Origin of the sequence: Pseudomonas sp. O230, assembly GCF_045447035.1 — a bacterium.
GTDB lineage: Bacteria > Pseudomonadota > Gammaproteobacteria > Pseudomonadales > Pseudomonadaceae > Aquipseudomonas.
Genome location: NZ_JBJGXN010000002.1, coordinates 126434 through 143980 on the forward strand (window position 1 = coordinate 126434; position 17547 = coordinate 143980).

At 59.6% G+C, this 17547-nt stretch carries 18 protein-coding genes and 1 pseudogene; 12 read left to right on the forward strand and 7 right to left on the reverse strand.

Features of this window, described 5'->3' with window-relative positions:
- Nucleotide 1: 1 nt before the first annotated feature.
- The 7 genes from ACI77H_RS03900 (at nucleotide 2) to ACI77H_RS03930 (ending at nucleotide 6503) form a co-directional block, all read left to right on the forward strand.
- On the forward strand, nucleotides 2–811 hold the full coding sequence (locus tag ACI77H_RS03900; protein WP_407010444.1) for an alpha/beta hydrolase: 810 nt from the start codon (nucleotides 2–4) through the stop codon (nucleotides 809–811).
- A gap of 236 nt (nucleotides 812–1047) precedes the next feature.
- Complete coding sequence (locus ACI77H_RS03905; RefSeq protein WP_407010445.1) at nucleotides 1048–1992, forward strand: PDR/VanB family oxidoreductase; 945 nt, start codon at nucleotides 1048–1050, stop codon at nucleotides 1990–1992.
- 17 nt (nucleotides 1993–2009) lie between these two features.
- The gene (locus tag ACI77H_RS03910; RefSeq protein ID WP_407010446.1) at nucleotides 2010–3341 is read left to right on the forward strand and encodes an aromatic ring-hydroxylating dioxygenase subunit alpha; all 1332 of its coding nucleotides are present in this window, start codon (nucleotides 2010–2012) and stop codon (nucleotides 3339–3341) included.
- Nucleotides 3331–3864, forward strand: coding sequence for an aromatic-ring-hydroxylating dioxygenase subunit beta (locus tag ACI77H_RS03915; RefSeq protein ID WP_407010447.1), 534 nt, complete (start codon nucleotides 3331–3333; stop codon nucleotides 3862–3864). The genes ACI77H_RS03910 and ACI77H_RS03915 overlap by 11 nt, the downstream gene beginning before the upstream one ends.
- The gene (locus ACI77H_RS03920) at nucleotides 3864–4457 is read left to right on the forward strand and encodes a cysteine hydrolase family protein (protein ID WP_407010448.1); all 594 of its coding nucleotides are present in this window, start codon (nucleotides 3864–3866) and stop codon (nucleotides 4455–4457) included. Before ACI77H_RS03915 ends, ACI77H_RS03920 begins: the two co-directional genes overlap by 1 nt.
- Complete coding sequence (locus ACI77H_RS03925) at nucleotides 4454–5242, forward strand: SDR family oxidoreductase (protein ID WP_407010449.1); 789 nt, start codon at nucleotides 4454–4456, stop codon at nucleotides 5240–5242. The genes ACI77H_RS03920 and ACI77H_RS03925 overlap by 4 nt, the downstream gene beginning before the upstream one ends.
- 28 nt (nucleotides 5243–5270) lie before the next feature.
- Entirely contained in the window at nucleotides 5271–6503 is a 1233-nt protein-coding gene (locus ACI77H_RS03930; RefSeq protein ID WP_407010451.1) for a dienelactone hydrolase family protein, read from the forward strand.
- A 65-nt stretch (nucleotides 6504–6568) separates the two neighbouring features.
- On the opposite strand, the gene ACI77H_RS03935 is transcribed toward ACI77H_RS03930, so the two are convergent.
- Nucleotides 6569–8086, reverse strand: coding sequence for a nucleobase:cation symporter-2 family protein (locus ACI77H_RS03935; RefSeq protein ID WP_407010453.1), 1518 nt, complete (start codon nucleotides 8084–8086; stop codon nucleotides 6569–6571).
- Between the two features lie 257 nt (nucleotides 8087–8343).
- Between ACI77H_RS03935 and ACI77H_RS03940 the strand changes: the two genes are divergently transcribed.
- Both ACI77H_RS03940 and ACI77H_RS03945 read left to right on the forward strand, forming a co-directional pair.
- Nucleotides 8344–8625 carry a BrnT family toxin gene (locus ACI77H_RS03940; RefSeq protein WP_407010454.1) on the forward strand — a complete coding sequence of 94 codons (282 nt, stop codon included), beginning with the start codon at nucleotides 8344–8346 and terminating at the stop codon, nucleotides 8623–8625.
- Nucleotides 8626–8628: 3 nt separating this feature from the next.
- Entirely contained in the window at nucleotides 8629–8958 is a 330-nt protein-coding gene (locus ACI77H_RS03945) for a BrnA antitoxin family protein (protein WP_407010456.1), read from the forward strand.
- 1 nt (nucleotide 8959) lies between these two features.
- On the opposite strand, the gene ACI77H_RS03950 is transcribed toward ACI77H_RS03945, so the two are convergent.
- The 6 genes from ACI77H_RS03950 to ACI77H_RS03975 form a co-directional block, all read right to left on the reverse strand.
- A complete protein-coding gene (locus ACI77H_RS03950) occupies nucleotides 8960–9787 on the reverse strand; it encodes an arylamine N-acetyltransferase (protein WP_407010457.1) in 828 nt (275 codons plus the stop codon).
- Nucleotides 9788–9899: 112 nt separating this feature from the next.
- Nucleotides 9900–10694 carry an exodeoxyribonuclease III gene (locus tag ACI77H_RS03955; RefSeq protein WP_407010458.1) on the reverse strand — a complete coding sequence of 265 codons (795 nt, stop codon included), beginning with the start codon at nucleotides 10692–10694 and terminating at the stop codon, nucleotides 9900–9902.
- Nucleotides 10695–10796: 102 nt separating this feature from the next.
- Complete coding sequence (locus ACI77H_RS03960) at nucleotides 10797–12368, reverse strand: diguanylate cyclase (protein WP_407010459.1); 1572 nt, start codon at nucleotides 12366–12368, stop codon at nucleotides 10797–10799.
- Between the two features lie 268 nt (nucleotides 12369–12636).
- Complete coding sequence (locus ACI77H_RS03965) at nucleotides 12637–13032, reverse strand: hypothetical protein (protein WP_407010460.1); 396 nt, start codon at nucleotides 13030–13032, stop codon at nucleotides 12637–12639.
- 120 nt (nucleotides 13033–13152) lie between these two features.
- Nucleotides 13153–13980 (reverse strand): lipopolysaccharide biosynthesis protein, encoded by an 828-nt coding sequence (locus ACI77H_RS03970; RefSeq protein ID WP_407011029.1) that lies wholly within the window; start codon nucleotides 13978–13980, stop codon nucleotides 13153–13155.
- Between the two features lie 193 nt (nucleotides 13981–14173).
- Nucleotides 14174–15919 (reverse strand): murein L,D-transpeptidase, encoded by a 1746-nt coding sequence (locus ACI77H_RS03975; RefSeq protein ID WP_407010461.1) that lies wholly within the window; start codon nucleotides 15917–15919, stop codon nucleotides 14174–14176.
- 81 nt (nucleotides 15920–16000) lie between these two features.
- Between ACI77H_RS03975 and ACI77H_RS03980 the strand changes: the two genes are divergently transcribed.
- The 3 genes and pseudogenes from ACI77H_RS03980 to ACI77H_RS03990 all read left to right on the forward strand — a co-directional run bounded on the left by ACI77H_RS03980 (nucleotide 16001) and on the right by ACI77H_RS03990 (nucleotide 17338).
- The gene (locus ACI77H_RS03980; RefSeq protein WP_407010463.1) at nucleotides 16001–16705 is read left to right on the forward strand and encodes a murein L,D-transpeptidase catalytic domain family protein; all 705 of its coding nucleotides are present in this window, start codon (nucleotides 16001–16003) and stop codon (nucleotides 16703–16705) included.
- A 115-nt stretch (nucleotides 16706–16820) separates the two neighbouring features.
- A pseudogene (locus tag ACI77H_RS03985) lies at nucleotides 16821–16895 on the forward strand (twin-arginine translocation signal domain-containing protein); the annotation flags it as partial.
- Between the two features lie 128 nt (nucleotides 16896–17023).
- Nucleotides 17024–17338: a hypothetical protein gene (locus tag ACI77H_RS03990; RefSeq protein WP_407010464.1), complete on the forward strand. Its 315-nt coding sequence runs from the start codon at nucleotides 17024–17026 to the stop codon at nucleotides 17336–17338.
- The last annotated feature ends 209 nt before the right edge of the window (nucleotides 17339–17547 follow it).

Sequence of the window (17547 nt, forward strand, 5' to 3'; positions counted from 1 at the left end):
CATGGACCTCAATCAGGCTTACAACAACGTCGCCGCAGTGGGCGATTTTCCACAGATCATGCAGCGTTTTCGCCAGCGCAGCGCCGAGACCTATGCGAGCCACGCCTGGCAGCGTGACATGTCCTATGGCAATGGCATGCGCGAGCGTTTCGACTGGTACGCCCACGCGAATGCCGGAGCGCCGACGCTGCTGTTCATTCATGGCGGTTATTGGCAAGCCTCGGACAAGGACGACTACGCCTTTATTGCCGAGGGGATGATCGCGGCCGGCTTCAATGTCGGACTGCTCGAGTACACCCTGGCGCCCGAGGCGAACATGAACACCATCGTCGGGCAGATCGGCAAGGCTCTGGACCACCTGATGGCGCACCGCGAAGCCTTGAACATCGGTCAACAGGTGGTGCTTTGCGGGCACTCGGCGGGAGGCCATCTGACTGCGCTGCATCGCCGCCATCCGCTCGTGACCCTGGCCCTGCCGATCAGCGGCCTGATGGAGCTTGAACCCATCAGCCGCTGCTGGTTGAACGACAAGCTGCAACTGAGCGAAGAGGATATCCAGCGCTTTAGCCCGCAAAGGCTGATCGGCGATGGCGCACCGTTACTGGTGACCGTGGGCGGGGATGAGTTGCCGGAGTTGATTCGGCACTCGCACGAGTACGCCAGTGCCTGTCGCGAGGCCGGGCAGGCCGTGAGCCTGGTCGAGCTTGCTGGGTGTCATCATTTTGCTGTGCTGGATGATCTGGCCAAGGCGGATGGCGAACACTTGCGGGCGCTGCTTGCGCACCTGAGGGCGACGCGCTCAACCCGATAACACGCGTCATCGTTAACCCCCATCGCTCCTACAGGTATTGCACTGTCTTTGTGGGAGCGAGCCTGCTCGCGAAAAACGCCCGGACAACGCGATCATTCAGACAGGACACCGCATCGTGGGCGTCCATCCGTCCTGCCAATCACTCTCGCCAGAAGTGGATACCGGTTTGCCTTTAACGGCTTTTTTGCCCTCCCCAAGCTTCATACAGTGGCTACGAATTCAGACAGGAATTGCGTATGTCCAGCCTCTCGCTCAGGGTCGAACACATCGAGCTCTTGACCCCCAGAATCCGCCGCGTCCTGCTGGTGTCCAGCGACGCCCGGCCACTGCCGGGTTTCACCGCCGGGGCGCACCTTGAGTTGCACGTACCCGGCAATCGCGCTCAACGCCGGGCCTATTCGCTGGTCAACCTGCCCGACGGCGAGCACTACGAAATCGCCGTCCAGCTCGAAGCGTCGAGTTCCGGTGGATCGCGTTGGGTGCACTCTCTCAAGGTCGGCGATGAACTGCTGGCCGAATCACCACGCAACCACTTTCCCCTGCATGAAAACACCGAACACGCACTGCTGATCGCCGGCGGCATCGGCATCACGCCCATGCTCGGTATGGCCCGCTCGCTGCGAGCGGCGGGCAAGCCCTTCACCCTGCACTACGCCGGTCGCGATGAAGCGCAGATGGCCTATCTGCCAGAGATCCGCGCCTGCCAGGACAACCATTGCTGGATCAGCGGCGGCGACCCGCAAAAGCGCTTTCCTGCCGCTGCAATCCTGACCGCTCCAAGACCCGGCCTGCACCTCTACATCTGCGGCCCGACCGCCCTGCTCAACAGCGTGCTGGCCTGCGCTCGCGAACAGGGTTGGGCAGAAGATCACCTGCATTACGAACTGTTCAGCGGCGCCCTGGAAATGGCCGGCGATCAAGGCTTTGAGGTGCTCCTGCGCGAAAGCGGCGTGAGCCTGCAAGTGGCCGCCGGGCAAAGCGTGCTGGACGCCATGCTCCAGGCCGGCCTGGACCCGATGTTCGACTGCCGACGAGGTGACTGTGGCGTGTGCGTCGCCCAGGTCATCGACGGTCAGCCCGATCACCGCGACATCTGCCTGTCGGAGCGCGAGCGCGCCAGCGGCAGTTTCTGCACTTGTGTCTCCCGTGCCCGCAGCGCGCTGCTGGTGCTCGATCTGTGACAAACCGAGGACATCCCGTGATACCGACCAACGAGCAAATCGCTGCCTTGATCCGTGAGGACAGCGTCCACAAGAGCGTCTACACCGACCCGACCCTGTTCAAGCTGGAAATGGAGCGCATCTACGGCAACGCCTGGATCTACGTTGGCCATGAAAGCCAGGTCAAGACCCCCGGCGACTACCACACCACCCGTATTGGTGATCAGGACGTGATCATGGTGCGCGGCGCCAATCAGCAGGTCAGCGTGCTGTACAACCGCTGCCCGCACAAGGGCGCCAAACTGGTGGCCGACGGTGACGGCAGTGTCGGCAAATTCTTCCGCTGCCCGTATCACGCCTGGACCTTCAAACTCGACGGCCAGCATTTGTCGGCACCGCTCAAGAGCGGTTTCGAAGGCACCTGCTACGACCCCAAACACCCGGATTTCTCCATGGCCAGTGTCGCCCGCGTCGAGACCTATCGCGGCTTCGTGTTCGCCAGCCAGGCGGCGTTCGGGCCGGACCTGAAAGCATTTCTGGGTGGCGTCATCACCTCCATCGACAACCTCTGCGACCGTTCACCGGTCGGCGAAGTCGAGGTGGCCGGCGGCATCTTCCGTGTTCAGCAGCGCTCGAACTGGAAAGTGTTCTACGAGAACCTGCACGACACCATGCACGCCCGTGTGACCCACGAATCGTCGGTAGACGCTGCGCGTGACGAAGCCCAGGCCATCGGCGAAATGCCCTTCGAGCTGCTGATCATGGACGGCAACGGCGAACCCTACGATTTCTGGGAAAAACTCGAACTGCGCGCCTACCACAACGGCCACGGCTACATGGAAGCGATCTTCGACCCGGCCGCCGCCGAGCGCGACGAGGTCTCCCGTGCTCACTTCGAATGCCTGAGCCAGGCCTACGGCGAGCAGCGCGCCAAGGAAATCCTCGGCATGAACCGCCATAACACGGTGATCTACGGCAGCGGCTCGCCGCACACCGTGTTCATGCAGTTCCGGGTGATCCGCCCCATCGCCGTGGACCGGACCATGGTCGAGATCCAGACCTTCCGCTGCAAGGGCGCTCCGGATGCCGTGTTCGACCGCGCGCTGACCTACGCCAACGTCATCAACTCGCCCTCCTCCAACGTGATGCCCGACGATGTCGAGGTCTATGCCCGCTGCCAGGAAGGCAACATGACCCGCGGTGGCGAGTGGATCAGCATGCACCGCTACGCCGGCACCGACAGGCCGTTGGAGGACGGTGCGGTGTCCACCAACGGCACCAGCGAACTGCCGATGCGCAACCAGTTTGCCGCCTGGAAACAGTTCATGACCGCCACCCTGATCGCCAAGGAGAGCACCCATGCTGCTTGACCGCCGAATCGACGTCGACACCCGCCAGTTGACCCCCGCCCAGGTTCCCGTCGAGACCCTGCGCCGGATCGAACAGTTTCTTTACCAAGAGGCGCGTCTGCTGGATGAGCGGCGTTTCTGGGAGTGGGACAAGCTGTTCACCGACACCGGCATGTACTGGGTGCCGCACAAGCACGAGCAAGCCAACCCGTTCGACCATATCTCGCTGTTCTGGGAAAACCGCATGCTGCGCGAGGTGCGGATTCGGCGGGTGGAAAACGCCCGCAACTGGTCTCAGCAACCGCAGACCCAGACCGCGCACCTGGTCGGCAATGTGCTGGTCGAGGGGCTCGACGCCCAAGGCCTGCTGGTGGTCAGCGCCAGCTTCCAGTACAGCGAGTGGCGCCTGGAACAACGCCAACTCGCGGGGCGCTACACCTATAAATTGGCCGCTCAGGACGGCGGTGACTGGCAGATCCAGCTCAAGCGCGTGGACCTCATCAACTGCAACGATGTGTTCGCCAACCTTGAGGTATTCGTGTGATGAACGCGCCGGTGGTGATCGCCTTGCACTATCAGAATGACGTGTTGCACCCCGACGGCAAGATAAGGGTCGGACTGGGGTCCGATGACAACGTGCGTGCTGCACTGCTCGACGCCGCCGGCAGATTACTGGCTGGCGCACGCGCCAAGGGCTGGCCGATCGTTCACGTGCGTGTAGCGTTCCGAGCGGACTACGCCGACCTGATCCAGAACGCGCCAATTCTGCGCACGGTCGCGACCCTCGGCGCTGTCCGGGAAGGCAGTTGGGGAGCGGAGTTTTTCAGCGCCCTGGCGCCGCTGGACAGCCGCACTGAATTCGTCGTCACCCACAACCGGATCAATGCTTTTTACGGCTCACCGCTGGAAACCGTGGTGCGCCAGTTCAATCCTTCGCACCTGTTGATCGCTGGCGTGGCGACCCATTCTGTCGTGGAGAGCACAGTGCGCCATGCGGTGGATTGCGGATTCGAGGTGACGGTGGCGGCAGATGCCTGCGCCAGCGCGGACAGCGACGCGCATGTGGCCTCGCTGGCGAGCATGGCGCTGATCGCCCGTATCAGCCACGTCAAGGAAGCACTGGAGGACTTGGCATGATGCTCGAAGGCAAAGTGGCGATTGTGACCGGCAGTACTCAGGGACTGGGTCTGGACATCGCTCGACAGCTGTTGGCCGAGGGCGCTCGGGTGATGCTGGTGGGGCGTAACGCCGACAGCGGTCAGGCATTGGCGCAAGCAATGGGTTGCGGATTTTCAGCCTGCGACGTGGAGCGCGACGAAGATATCGACGCGTGCATCACGGCCACGCTGGCCCGCTTCGGCAGGCTCGACATTCTGGTCAACAACGCATGCCTGTACGCCGATCAGGGACTGGCCTCTGACCGCGCGCAGTGGCTGAAAACCCTGAACGTCAATCTGGTGTCGGCGGCGATCTTTACCCAGAAGGCCGCCGTGCATCTGCCCAGCGGCGGCGTGGTGATCAACATGGGCAGCACCGGCGGTAAATTCGGCGCAGCCGGGCGTGCACTCTACCCCGCTTCCAAGGCCGGCATCCTGCAACTGACGAAGAATCTGGCCATGACCCTGGCCCCGGAGCAAGTCCGGGTGCTGAGCGTATCCCCGGCCTGGACCTGGTCGCCCAGCGTCGCCGAACTCAGCGACAACGATCCGCAGCTGGCCGATCGGGTCGGAGCCCCCTTTCATCCGCTCGGGCGCATTGGCCGGGGCCATGAGATCGCAAGCGTGGTGGCCTTTCTATGCAGCGCCGGTGCCGGCTGGATGACCGGTGTCGACGTGCCGGTGGACGGCGGCTTTTCGATCCTCGGGCCAGACCGTGGCGTGTCGCCGCGAGTGTGGTTCCAACAACACCGTGACAGCCAATAAAACCTGATAACCGAATGAGGTAGACAACATGGGCAAGATGATTGAGATCCGGGCAACGGACAGCAACGCCACGTTCAACGGTTACCTGGCCCTGCCGGCCAGCGGCAAGGGCCCCGGGGTGGTGATCGGCCAGGAGATTTTCGGGGTCAATGCCAATATGAGAGAGGTGGCCGATTTCTATGCCGAGGAAGGCTACGTGGCACTGGTGCCGGACCTGTTCTGGCGCCTGCAACCGGGCGTTGACCTGGGCTACACCGAAGCGGATTTTGCCGTTGCCATCGACCTGTTCCAGCGCCTGGACGTGGACAAGGCCGTCAGCGACATCGCCGCCAGCTTCACGGCCCTGCGTGCATTGCCTGAAGTCGAAGGCGCGGGCCTCGGTTATGTCGGCTTCTGCATGGGCGGCAAACTGGCCTGGCTGACCGCCGCGCGCACTGATGTGGCCTGCTCGGTCGGCTACTACGGCATGGGTATCGAACACCTGCTGCACGAATCGGATAACCTCAGGGGCCGGCTGGTACTGCATTTTGCCGAGAACGATGGCTACTGCGACGCCAATGCCCGCGCCCGGATCAGCGAGCACCTGGCCGGCAACGACAAAGCCGAAATCTACGTGTACCCAGGCGTCGACCACGCCTTCGCCCGGGCCGGGAGCGCTCATTACGACAAGCCCGCCTCGCTGATGGCCCATGAACGCAGCATCGCCGCACTCAAGCGCGAGATCGGCCCCCACTTCAACCTGTCAGCCCTGTGGGAAGAACACATCCGCCACGAATTCGAGACCCGCGACGTACCCGCCACCATGGCAACCATGGTCGCCGAACCCTACGTCAACCATATCCCGACCATGACCGGCGGCGTCGGCGCGAGGGAACTCAGCCGCTTCTATCAACACCACTTTGTCCACGGCAATCCACCGGACATGAAGCTCATCCCGATTTCCCGCACCATCGGCGCATTGCAGATCGTGGATGAATTCATCATGTGTTTCACCCACAGCACCGAAATCGACTGGATGCTGCCCAACGTCGCACCGACCGGGAAGTACGTCGAGATACCGATGCTGGGGGTGATCAAGTTCCGGGGCGACAAGCTGTACCACGAACATATCTACTGGGACCAGGCCAGTGTGCTGGTGCAGATTGGCTTGTTGAACCCCGAAGGGTTGCCGGTAGCGGGAGTGGAAACGGCGAGAAAGCTATTGGATGAACAACTGCCGTCCAATACGTTGATGGGTCGCTGGACACACAGCGGGCAATAGCGACCGACAATGAAAAAGGCCGATCTGTCATTCAACAGATCGGCCTTTTTTCATTCAATCAAACGTCAGACATGCTCACTGCTTTTCGCCTGCACCGCCCGTGGCTCTCCATGCCCAGGGTCCGCCTCTACCACCGGGATCTCTTTGCCGTCGCAGTCACGCAACTTGCCTTCGCTGAAGTAATCCCCTTCGCGCAACGCGGCCAGATCCTGATAACGCAGGACCCGTTCAGTACCCGCCGCAAACACCGACTGCTGATCCGAGTTACCGGCGGTGAGGTGGTTGAAGGTCAGGTTCAGCACGATGGCCATGATCGCCGAGGAGCTGATGCCCGAGTGGAAGATCGTGGCGAACCAGCTTGGGAAGTGGTCGTAGAAATTCGGCGCAGCGATCGGGATCATGCCGAAACCGATGGAGGTGGCGACGATGATCAGGTTGACGTTGTTGCGGTAGTCGACCTTGGACAGCGTGCGAATGCCGCTGGCCGCCACGGTGCCGAACAGCACGATCCCGGCGCCGCCGAGCACGGAAGTCGGAACAGCGGCGATGACCCGCCCCATGAAGGGTAGCAGGCCGAGGATCACCAGAAACAAGCCGCCGGTGGCCACCACGAAGCGGCTCTTGATCCCGGTCACCGCCACCAGCCCGACGTTCTGGGCGAACGCGCTTTGGGTGAAGGAACCGAAGATCGGCGCGATCATGCTCGACAGCATGTCGGCGCGCAGACCGTTGCCCAGGCGCTTGGAGTCAACCTTGGTGCCGATGATTTCACCGACGGCGAGGATGTCCGCCGAGGTTTCCACCAGCGTCACCATGACCACGATGCACATCGACAGGATCGCAGCGAAGTGGAAGGTCGGCATGCCGAAGTGGAACGGCGTCGGGAAGCCGAACATCGGGCCTTGGGTGACGGACGAGAAATCCGCCATGCCGAGGAACACCGCGATGACTGTGCCGATCACCATGGCCAACAGAATAGAGAGCCGGGAGATGGTCGCGCTGCCGATTTTGCTCAGCAACAGCACCAGCACCAGCGTCACCGCCGCCAGACCGATGTTCGCCATGCTGCCGAAGTCGGGCGCATGACTGTTGCCACCCATGGCCCAACGCGCGGCCACCGGCATCAGCGTCAGGCCAATGGTCGTGATCACGATGCCCGTCACCAGCGGCGGGAAGAATTTGGTGATGCGCGAGAACACCGGCGTGATCAGCAAACCAATCAACGACGCGGCAATCACCGCCCCCAGGATCGACTGAAACCCGCCCTCCCCGCCACTGCTGACAATCGCCACCATCGTCGCAACGCCCGAGAACGACACGCCCTGCACCAGCGGCAACTGACAACCGAAAAACGGTAAACCGAGGGTCTGCAGCAATGTCGCCAAGCCCCCCGCAAACAATGAAGCAGCAATCAACAAACCAATGTCCGCGGGCGAGAGCCCGGCCGCTTGGCCGATGATCAAAGGCACCGCGACGATGCCGCCGTACATGGTCAGAACGTGTTGCAGGCCGTAAGCCATATTCGCGCCGACCCCGAGGTTTTCGTCCTCAGGCCGTTGGTGTGAAACATGGGGCGTTTTCATGGTTGGGGGGGTTCCCTGGTTTTTGTTATGCACACACTGTATGCAAGACTCAGGACAAATGTCTATAGAGTTGTATACAACTCATCGGTCAGATTATGGACACCTGTCCATGTAGCCCCTTTCCTGCGCTGTTTTCCCCTCCAAAAAACATTTGAAATACATCCTTCCTGTGCCTACTCCCCCGCCCGCTAGTCTTTGGCATTCCAGGCGACCATCGGTACGGACGCGTTCTCGCTTATACATATAAAGTATGCATAATGAAGTCATTCGAGATTCAGTATCACAAGGCAAAGAACGCAGCTAACAAATTAAAGCATCAAGGGATCAGCCTCGCGGAGACAGAGGCCGTGTTTTATGACGAGAGAGCCCTCTCGCTGCAGGACAACCATCACGATGAGCAGCGGTGGATCATCATGGGGCTGGATGCCAAAGGGTGCTTGTTGGTCGTTGCGTACACGTATCGCGAGCCGAATTTCGTTCGAATCATTTCTGCGCGCATCGCTACCAAAAATGAGCGGTGCCGATATCTGGAGGCTTGAACCATGAAAGACGAATACGATTTCAGCAAGGCCAAACGCGGAGCGTTTGCCTCCGGCAAAGGCAAGACCCGAATCACCATCATGCTCGACGATGTCGTGTTAGACGCGGCGCGTACCGCCGCCGAGAATGAGGGATTCGGTTATCAGACGGTGATCAACAACACCTTGCGCCAGGCCTTGCTCGGCGATGGAAGCAAGACAGCGGCCATCCCGAACACCGCTGTTGCAAATGCCGGACATTTCAAGGAAGGAATAACCGCCTCCGAACTAAAAAACCTGGAGAAAAAACTGTCAGAGGTACTCAGTGAAATTCATCGCGTGATGAAGCCTTGAGCTACGTCGCCGCGATCAACCGCGTAAGCGCTTGTTTCAATGTCGCGTGCTCCGGCACCCGAATCCCGAACTCGCTCCCCAGCAACCCCACCAGCTCGTCCACATTCGCCACCTGCCGACGTTCGCTCTCGCTGCCGATCCGGTGAACGGCAAAACTGCCGTTGTTGAGCGTGCGCCGCCAGCCTTCTCCCGTTCGCGCCACCATCAGTTGCCTGGCAAAAGACGAGTCAGGATGGGTCGAGACGTACCAGTTGCCGACGGCGAAATCGATGTCTTCCTGTCGTTGCAAATCGAAGATGTACATCGCTCGCCACTCACCGGCCACGTTGGCGCGCAAGGTGTAGCCGTCGGCATGTTGCTCGATGCGATAGGGTTCGTGCGGTGTGCGTTGCTCGGCCGGGGTATCGAGCAAAAGCGGTGCCGTCGGCACCATGCCGCCGAAGCCGACATCGGTGATGTAGCGCACGCCGTCGAGGGTAACCAGGCTCAAGCGGTGCGTTCGCGCGGTCCACACGCCCTCGGGCTGGCCCATGACCACGCGACCGCTGATGCCGAGCGCGTCGAATCCCAGCGCCTGAAGCAGCGCGAGAAACAGGTTATTGAGTTCGTAGCAGTAACCACCGCGACCATCGTGCAGGACTTTGCGCTCGATGGACGGCAGGTCGATCAACACTGGCTCGCCTGACAGCGTGGTGAGGTTTTCAAACGGGAATGCGCCGGTGTGACGCAGTTGCAGCTGACGCAGGGTTTCCAGGGTCGGCGCCGGTGGCACGTCGAATTCCAGGCGTTGCAGGTACAACGAAAGATTGCTCAGGCGTGGCTCGCTCATTGCTCGGTCCTTATGCAGGGGCCGCGGATCTCTCTGCCGATGGTCGCCATGTATAAGGGATAAAGCGGTGAGACCGACAATTGATTTCGCCAATCGCCACCCGACCGAAAAATCAACGGCGCTTGCGTGAACTCAGTTGAATCCACGTCGGTGCATGGTCACTGGCATGCGGCTCATTGCGGACCCAGGCGTCGACACCGGCCTCCCGCAGATAAGGACTCAGCGAGGGGTTGAGCAACAGATGGTCAATGCGCAGCCCGGAATTTTTCTGCCAGTGCTGTCTGAAATAATCCCAAAAGGTGTAGAGCCGATCTTCTGGATAAAGATGACGCAAGGAGTCTGTCCAACCCTGGCCGAGCAAACGCTGATAACACTCGCGGCTTTCCGGTTGTAGCAACGCATCCTTGAGCCAGGAGCGTGGGTTGTATATATCCAGGTCGGTCGGCACTACGTTGTAGTCACCCGCCAGCACCACCGGGTGTTCACTGCGTTGGAGGTCTTCGGCGTAGGCGATCAGCCGCTCGAACCACGCCAGCTTGTAATCGAACTTCGGCCCTGGCTGCGGATTGCCATTGGGCAGGTACAGACAACCGACCAGCACGCCATGAACGGCAGCTTCCAGATACCGACTATGCGTATCGCTGTCGTTCCCCGGCAAACCGCGCCGACTCTCCAGCGGTTGCGCATCCCGCGCCAGAATCGCCACCCCGTTCCACGACGATTGGCCCTGCCAGATCGCCCCGTAACCGGCCGCCTCAAGTTCGGCGACGGGGAACGCACTGTCCACCGACTTCAGCTCCTGCAAACAGGCGATGTCCGGTTTTTCGCGCTCCAGCCAGGCCAGCAGGTTAGGCAGCCGGGCGCGCATGCCGTTGACGTTGAACGTGGCGATTCGCAGATTCTTCATGGGCCGACGCTCCAAATGAGGGTGTTCAGTGTCTGACATCCACACCCTCAGGTGGTTGCTCGGTGCACAACAGGTAACGACTTGGATCATGCCGCAGTTGTCTCAACGATCCGAGCGCATCAACTCCTCGATGCCGCCTTCGATCGACAGCACCGCCGAACGGTTGCGCCCTGAATGTTTGGCCTGATACAACGCGGCGTCCGCACGCCCGATGAACACTTCGGTGCTGTCCAGGCGCGTGGGTACAAACGAATAGCAGCCCAGGCTGACCGTGACGAAGCCGTTCGGCGAACCGCTGTGGCTGATATTTTTGGCCATGACGGCGCGGCGGATATGCTCGGCAATGACCATCGCACCGTGAATATCGGTATCCGGCAGCAACACGGCGAATTCCTCACCACCGTAACGCACCGCCAGATCGGCTTTGCGATGGCAACAATTCTTCACCGCCCGCGCCACTTCCGCCAGACAATGATCTCCCGCCACATGGCCGTAAGCGTCGTTGTAGCGTTTGAAGTAATCGATATCGAGCATGATCAGGCTCAATGAACTCGACTGACGGGTGCCACGGCCAAACTCGATGTCCAGCGCCTGCTCGAACAGTCGGCGATTGGCCAGGCCGGTCAGGCTGTCGTGCGTCGCGATCAGCTTCAGCGCCTCCTTGGCCTTGCGCAAATCTGCCTCGACCCGCTCTCCGAGGCGAACCTGACACACGAACACCCAACCGAACAGCCCCACCCCGAGCACGACCAGGGCAACAATGACACTCGATTGATACGCGGTGCCGTACCACCCCTTGAGAATCGAATCCCTGGACGATGCCGCCGACACCACCAGCGGATAGGCGTCAAGCTGACGGTAACCATACAACCGCACGGTGCCATCGACCACCGAACGGAACGTTGCATTGCCAGAGGGGGCGTTGGGCAGCAACGTTTGAAAGATCTCGCCATTGGCCAACGACGTGCCGATCTGCGCTTCGACAAACGGCCGGCGCGCCAGCAGCGTCCCGTCAGTCAGCCCCAAAAACATCGAGCCATCGTCATCAAGGTTGAAGCTTTTGAAGAACTGATCGAAGTAGGACATCTTGATGCCGGCCAGCAAAACACCCTGAAAATGGCCGTTTTTGTCGTTCACGCGTTTGGAGACCGGAATGATCCATTCGCCATTCTCGCGACTGCGAATGGCCGGCCCGATATGCGCCACGGAAGACACGTTCTGCTGGTGATACTTAAAGTACTCGCGGTCCGCCACGCCATTACCACGAGGCAGATCCGCAAAAGAAGTCACGATCCACTGGCCCTTCTGGTCAAACAGAAAGATCCCGTGGAGTTGACTCAGCGCGTGCACCCGCCGGGCGAACGTTTGCTGAAGGCGTGGTCGCTGCGGCGGTCCGAAGCCGTCGGCCTGAATCCAGTCAACCAGACTGGTCAACACCAGATCGGCTTTCATGAAGGTGTCTTCGGCTTGCTGCGCCATGGCGCGCGTCAGGTTCGATGACGCCACTTCGGCCACGGCCAGATCGTGCCGGCGCGATTGCTCCAGTTGCAGATAAAGCAAACCGCACAGACACAGGCACACCACAGCAATGAACAGTAGCGCTGCCTTGCGCAACGGTAACCGTTTCAAGGGAACGCCTGTGGCACTGTGCGGGTCGTTTTGGAGAATAGGCAAAGCTCATCCTGTAAGGGTAAGGCATGAGCGAAGGCCCAAAACCCCTTATTTTTGTGAGCTTAGTCTACGCCGTGGTGAGGGGCAATTGTCCTTTGGACTGTCTGCGCATTGCACTGTGCACAGGCGCTCGCGCCTTTCGGCATCCCATAGGCGAATTTGATCGTAAGTACGCCGGGCAACAGGGTCTGGCACAGGTGAGGAATTGGGTCGGGTATGAACATGATGAATGGGCGCGCCATGAACGCCCATTGCTGCGCGAATCCCGGCCTCAAGGCGTAAGTTTCAAGTGTGCATTAACTCTGCCGCTCTTAGGATCGACAAACCAATACTCGTTATTGGCCGTCTTCAACTGGCCGCATTCGGTTGGATAACCTTTCGCTTCAATACACACAACACCGTCTTTCAGCGTCCATTTTTCCTTCTCCGGTTTGTTCGGCGCCATTTCGAACGTTTCTACGCCGTTTGACGCGAAACTCATTGAGTAAGGGTGACTACCCTCTCGGGTGGTGCCATAAAACTTCTTGCCGACCAGTGTGCTGGTGATTTGCCCATCATCCAGCGTCACCGCCGATGCAGGCACGGGGGGTGGTTCGTAATGGCTGCTGGTGACGCAACCTGCCAGGCAGACCAACAGGATGGACGCGCCGAACTTTAATGAAGTCATGCCACACCTTCCTTGCAAGCGCCGGAGGAATTTCCGGTAAATCAGAGCTTAGGTGACGCTGTTTGCCAGTCTGGACGCAGGTGCCGAACGGTTGAAGTTCACGCAAAAAAAATGGGCGCTTCAAGAGCACCCACCGTCATCAAGCACGGCCCCTCCGTAGAGCATCCTGTCGACGTCATCCAGCGTAACGTGGGGAATGAGCTCAGGAGGAATTCTTGAGGTAGCGGACAAGTTGTAAACCTGGAAATCATCGCTCACGACGTACTTCGACAGGATCTTGAACGAGGGCAGAATTCTCGTAAAAAAATGCTGATCGAGCATGCACGGTGAGACATCGGCGTCGTCATCTTCATAGAAGCGCCGCACTGACTGATTCAAATCGACCCCCACCAGAAACACCTTGTTAAAGCCTGCGTGGTAGGCGATTTGCAGCGCCAGATAGGCTACGGTGCGCGCATCAAAAAAACCGCGTTTGAGGTTCTTGCTGAACCCCAGGGTTCTGTTGCGGCCGTTGCCCAGCCTTCGAATTCTGACAAGTTCTTTATCGCCCCTGAAGACCAGGTCACTCCAGGACAGTTTGGGTGCCTTGGTCAACAAGTACAGGTCTCCTTCAGGCGCAACGACCGAACGCCTGATGTGCTCTTCCCAAACGGCAACCCGCTCGCTGAGGTGCATGGCCGCTGACAGCAATTCGGGCTGCTCCCGGTAAAAGGCAATATCGGTGCATGCATAAAAGAACGGCTTGATATCGGTACCGATGAACATCGAGATGGCCCCGTTCATCGTGATCATTGGAACGTTGGCGTACTTTTCAAGCGGAAAATTTTTAGCGGAAGCCCCAGAAGCAATGATAAACACCGGACCTTTTTGAATGTTGCGGCACTCATCGAGGTCATGCACATGTAGCTGACCTTTGATGGGTACCGTGTTTTCTTGCGCAACATCCATCTTCACTGCCCTATTCCTTTGGGTCGATTACTCGTTGGTTTTTTTCATTGTGATAGCTTTCAACGGGAGCGCCAACTACCCGCTTGTATAAGCAATGCAAACTGCGACCCAGTGCAAAGGTTGGCGTAGAGCATTTGCCTGGCCGGAAAAACAATGAGTCACGCTTTTCCTGACGACCAAACAGCGGTCTGTTTTAGTCACTGATGCTTTTTCCCCCGGCCGCCAGCGCAGGCAGTCCTGCTTGCTGCCATTGCGGTGCAGGAAGTTCCGAACGCAGATTCAACCCCCGCAGTACCGCAGAGTCGTACCCGTATACATCGGGCTTGAACATCACACGACCATCACTACTCAGGTCCACCGTCCAGTAAGCCAACAGCACCGGCACCTTGACGGGCAGCCGAATGTTTTCGGTCTTGCCGTTGGCCAACTGCGCCTGGATCCCGGCGCTGTTCCAATGAACCGGATCGTTGAACAACAGCTCCACCAACTGCAGCGGGTTCTCGACCCTGATGCAGCCTGAACTGGTGGCGCGGCGGGATTGCGCAAACAACTCGCGATGCGGCGTGTCGTGCAGATAAATCGCATAGTCGTTGGGAAACCGGATGACGACCTGGCCCAGCGAGTTGTCCGGCCCGGCATCCTGTCGCAATGTCACGCCGCGCGGGTTGGACCAATCGACCGTCGATGGGTCGAGCAAGTTCCCTTCGCGGTCAATTGCCTTGATTCGGTTGGCGGCAAGGTAGCCGGGATTGTTCTGAATCTTCGGCAGCATGTCCTTGACCAGAATGGTCGGCGGCACCGTCCAGGTAGGGTTGAACGTGACGTAAGTAATCTCTGATTGAAACACTGGCGTACTGCGAAACGGTTTGCCGACCTGCACCCGAGAACGCCAAATCGGCTTGCCATCGCGGTAGAGCGAAACTTTGTAACCAGCGATGTCAACGATGACAAAAGTGCCCTGAAGTTTGTACAGCAACCAGCGCGCACGCTCCATGTTTACCCGCACCTGGTCGATCCGCGCCTCAACCGAGACATTTAACGCCGCGAGCGTCGCCGCCCCTGCGACACCGTCCGCGCCGAGGTATTGTTCGGTTTGATACTTTTTGACCGCAGCGGTGACGGCATCGTCATAGTCGCTGCGTGGTTTCAGTTGCGGGGCCAGATAACCGCCGGCCACCAAACGGGCTCGCAGCTGCGCGACCGCAGGCTCATCCATGCCAGGCTTGAGTGACTTGTCTTCGGCAATCTTCGGCCAGCCACCCGTGTCCCGGACCTTGCGCAATTGCGCCAGGCCCATGCGCAAGCTGCCATAAACCCCTTCTTGCGGTGGCGCTTGAGCAAATGCCCGCGCGACATCGTGGCTGTCGAGGGCGGTGAAGAAGTTGTTCACGTCTTCACGCGGATCGACGCCGACCGGATCGAAATTCCAATGCATGTCCAGGCGCGAAGGGTCGACCTTGCCGCGTCGCAATTGCAGGAGTGCGGTGATGAACGTACGGGTGGCGGCGACATCGAAACCCGCCCGTTGCGCCGGGGTTTGCATCGACGCTCGAACCCTGGCCAGTTCATCCATATGAAAATCGGCCGGGTCCAGACCATCCGCTTGCGTGTCGCCCAGGCTTTTCAGCAACTGGGCAACATCACTGTCTTGCGTCCACGCTGCGCGATAACCGCGATGCGTATAAAAATCCATGACCACGCGGCTGACGTCCACCCGTTGATGCCGAGGGGCTGTGAGCAACGGCGGAAACGCCGAGGCCAACGGCGACAGCATGCTTTGAATCGTCTGAGCGACGATATCATCCGGTGCCGCCTCACTAACGCTGATAGGGGTAGATGACCGCTGGATCGGCGAAGTTTCTGCATTAGCTGCACCGCTGATCAGAAAGCCCATAAAAAAGATGCGGCTTATGACGAATAACCTTGTTAACTGCCCCATGGATAATCCTTAATCTCCCGCATTCACCGGCTAGCAGCGCGCACGCTGCTAGACTCGAAACAATCATGATGAGACCCGCATATGGCGCTAGACCGCTTCGGCTTACTAATTACGGCCCTGCTGCTGAGCTCAACGTCAGCCACGGCAGCCTACGCCGATTCACTTGAAGCCGCTTTGGTCAAAGCCGCTCCAGACGCTAACGCCAAGGTAATTGCACTGGCCGTCCGTGCCTCTCAATGCAGCTTGGCCCAAGGTGCCGCGCCTGTCCAAAGACTCGCCGTCATTGATTACTCGCTGCCCTCCACAGAGCAACGTCTGTGGGTGTTTGACCTGAAACAGCGCAAATTGCTGTTCCACGAACTGGTCGCCCACGGTCGCAACAGCGGCGAGAACATGGCGGTCAAGTTTTCCAATCAGAACGAAAGCTTCGCCACCAGCCTGGGCTTGTATCGCACGCAGTCGAGTTATGTCGGGCAGAACGGTTATTCGTTGCGCATGGAAGGACTGGAGCCGGGTTTCAACGACAACGCCTTCGACCGGGCGATCGTCATTCATGGTGCGCCTTATGTCAGCCCGGTGCTGGCACGGGCAAACGGGCGGATTGGTCGAAGCCTCGGTTGCCCGGCGGTACGGCCGGCGATTGCGCACAAGTTGATTGACTCGATGAAAGACGGGCAACTGTTGTTTTCGTACTACCCGGATCAGCGCTGGCTGAAAAAGTCTTCGTATATCAACTGCGGTAGCGGGACAGTGGCGTCGGCCGCCGAGCCTTCCACCACTCGTTAAGCGCCGCGTTGAAGCTGGCAAAACTGTAATCCCCGCCGCAGCCTTCTGGAAGGCATCGTCCTTTAGCCTCGCCGTCAAGTTGTCTCCCAACTGACGGGGCGGGATTAAACATGGCATGTACTCCAACACTTCCAGGCGCACCTTCGTAAAGGGCCTGGCCGCGAGCGGATTGCTCGGCGGCCTCGGATTACGGCAGAGTCTCTGACTGTCTAACCTCCAGCAATGCCAAGAACACCTTTGGCTCGCCCGGGACACACTCATGGACCTTCAACGTCGCAACAACGGCAGGCGATGTTCCGGCAACGCTGATTTTCTCCCATGGCTTTGGCCGCGATCAAAATGGCCTCCGACATCCTCGCCCGAGCAGAGCGCACTGCCAAGGAAACCAAGTTGCTCGGTCACATCAGCCAATCGACGGACCGCGTCGAACGCATGATTGCTGACCTGCTGAACCTGGCACTGACCAGAGTCGGCAGCGGTATTGCTATTGCCCCCGCCGCGCAGGACTTACAGGCATTCGTCAGTCACAGCGTCGACGAACTGCGCGTCGCCTTTCCGAATGCGGCGCTGCCGTTGTGTCAGTACAAAACCACGGCCGGCTATTCCGCAGTCGCTGCTGGCCGTGCTGTTTGAACCGATGACCCGCGGTGCTGGGGCTGACGGGTGATGTGGGAGGGTGGGGCTTGGGTTGTTTATCGTCCGCGAAATCGCCAAGGCGCATGGCGGGGATGTTTCGGTGAGTTCGAGTCTGGAGGGGGAACGCTGTTCAGCGTTTATTTTCCACTGGGTGCGGCTGCACTTTAAGGGCGACGCTGAGAAACCATTCAAATCCATAAAGTAAG

Excerpts from the sequence above, each read along its gene's own strand:
- ACI77H_RS03900 (WP_407010444.1), top strand. The coding sequence starts at position 2 with ATGGACCTCAATCAGGCTTACAACAACGTCGCCGCAGTGGGCGATTTT.
- ACI77H_RS03905 (WP_407010445.1), top strand. The coding sequence starts at position 1,048 with ATGTCCAGCCTCTCGCTCAGGGTCGAACACATCGAGCTCTTGACCCCC.
- ACI77H_RS03915 (WP_407010447.1), top strand. The coding sequence starts at position 3,331 with ATGCTGCTTGACCGCCGAATCGACGTCGACACCCGCCAGTTGACCCCC.
- ACI77H_RS03920 (WP_407010448.1), top strand. The coding sequence starts at position 3,864 with ATGAACGCGCCGGTGGTGATCGCCTTGCACTATCAGAATGACGTGTTG.
- ACI77H_RS03925 (WP_407010449.1), top strand. The coding sequence starts at position 4,454 with ATGATGCTCGAAGGCAAAGTGGCGATTGTGACCGGCAGTACTCAGGGA.
- ACI77H_RS03930 (WP_407010451.1), top strand. The coding sequence starts at position 5,271 with ATGGGCAAGATGATTGAGATCCGGGCAACGGACAGCAACGCCACGTTC.
- ACI77H_RS03935 (WP_407010453.1), bottom strand. The coding sequence starts at position 8,086 with ATGAAAACGCCCCATGTTTCACACCAACGGCCTGAGGACGAAAACCTC.
- ACI77H_RS03940 (WP_407010454.1), top strand. The coding sequence starts at position 8,344 with ATGAAGTCATTCGAGATTCAGTATCACAAGGCAAAGAACGCAGCTAAC.
- ACI77H_RS03945 (WP_407010456.1), top strand. The coding sequence starts at position 8,629 with ATGAAAGACGAATACGATTTCAGCAAGGCCAAACGCGGAGCGTTTGCC.
- ACI77H_RS03950 (WP_407010457.1), bottom strand. The coding sequence starts at position 9,787 with ATGAGCGAGCCACGCCTGAGCAATCTTTCGTTGTACCTGCAACGCCTG.
- ACI77H_RS03955 (WP_407010458.1), bottom strand. The coding sequence starts at position 10,694 with ATGAAGAATCTGCGAATCGCCACGTTCAACGTCAACGGCATGCGCGCC.
- ACI77H_RS03965 (WP_407010460.1), bottom strand. The coding sequence starts at position 13,032 with ATGACTTCATTAAAGTTCGGCGCGTCCATCCTGTTGGTCTGCCTGGCA.
- ACI77H_RS03970 (WP_407011029.1), bottom strand. The coding sequence starts at position 13,980 with ATGGATGTTGCGCAAGAAAACACGGTACCCATCAAAGGTCAGCTACAT.
- ACI77H_RS03975 (WP_407010461.1), bottom strand. The coding sequence starts at position 15,919 with ATGGGGCAGTTAACAAGGTTATTCGTCATAAGCCGCATCTTTTTTATG.
- ACI77H_RS03980 (WP_407010463.1), top strand. The coding sequence starts at position 16,001 with ATGGCGCTAGACCGCTTCGGCTTACTAATTACGGCCCTGCTGCTGAGC.
- ACI77H_RS03990 (WP_407010464.1), top strand. The coding sequence starts at position 17,024 with ATGGCTTTGGCCGCGATCAAAATGGCCTCCGACATCCTCGCCCGAGCA.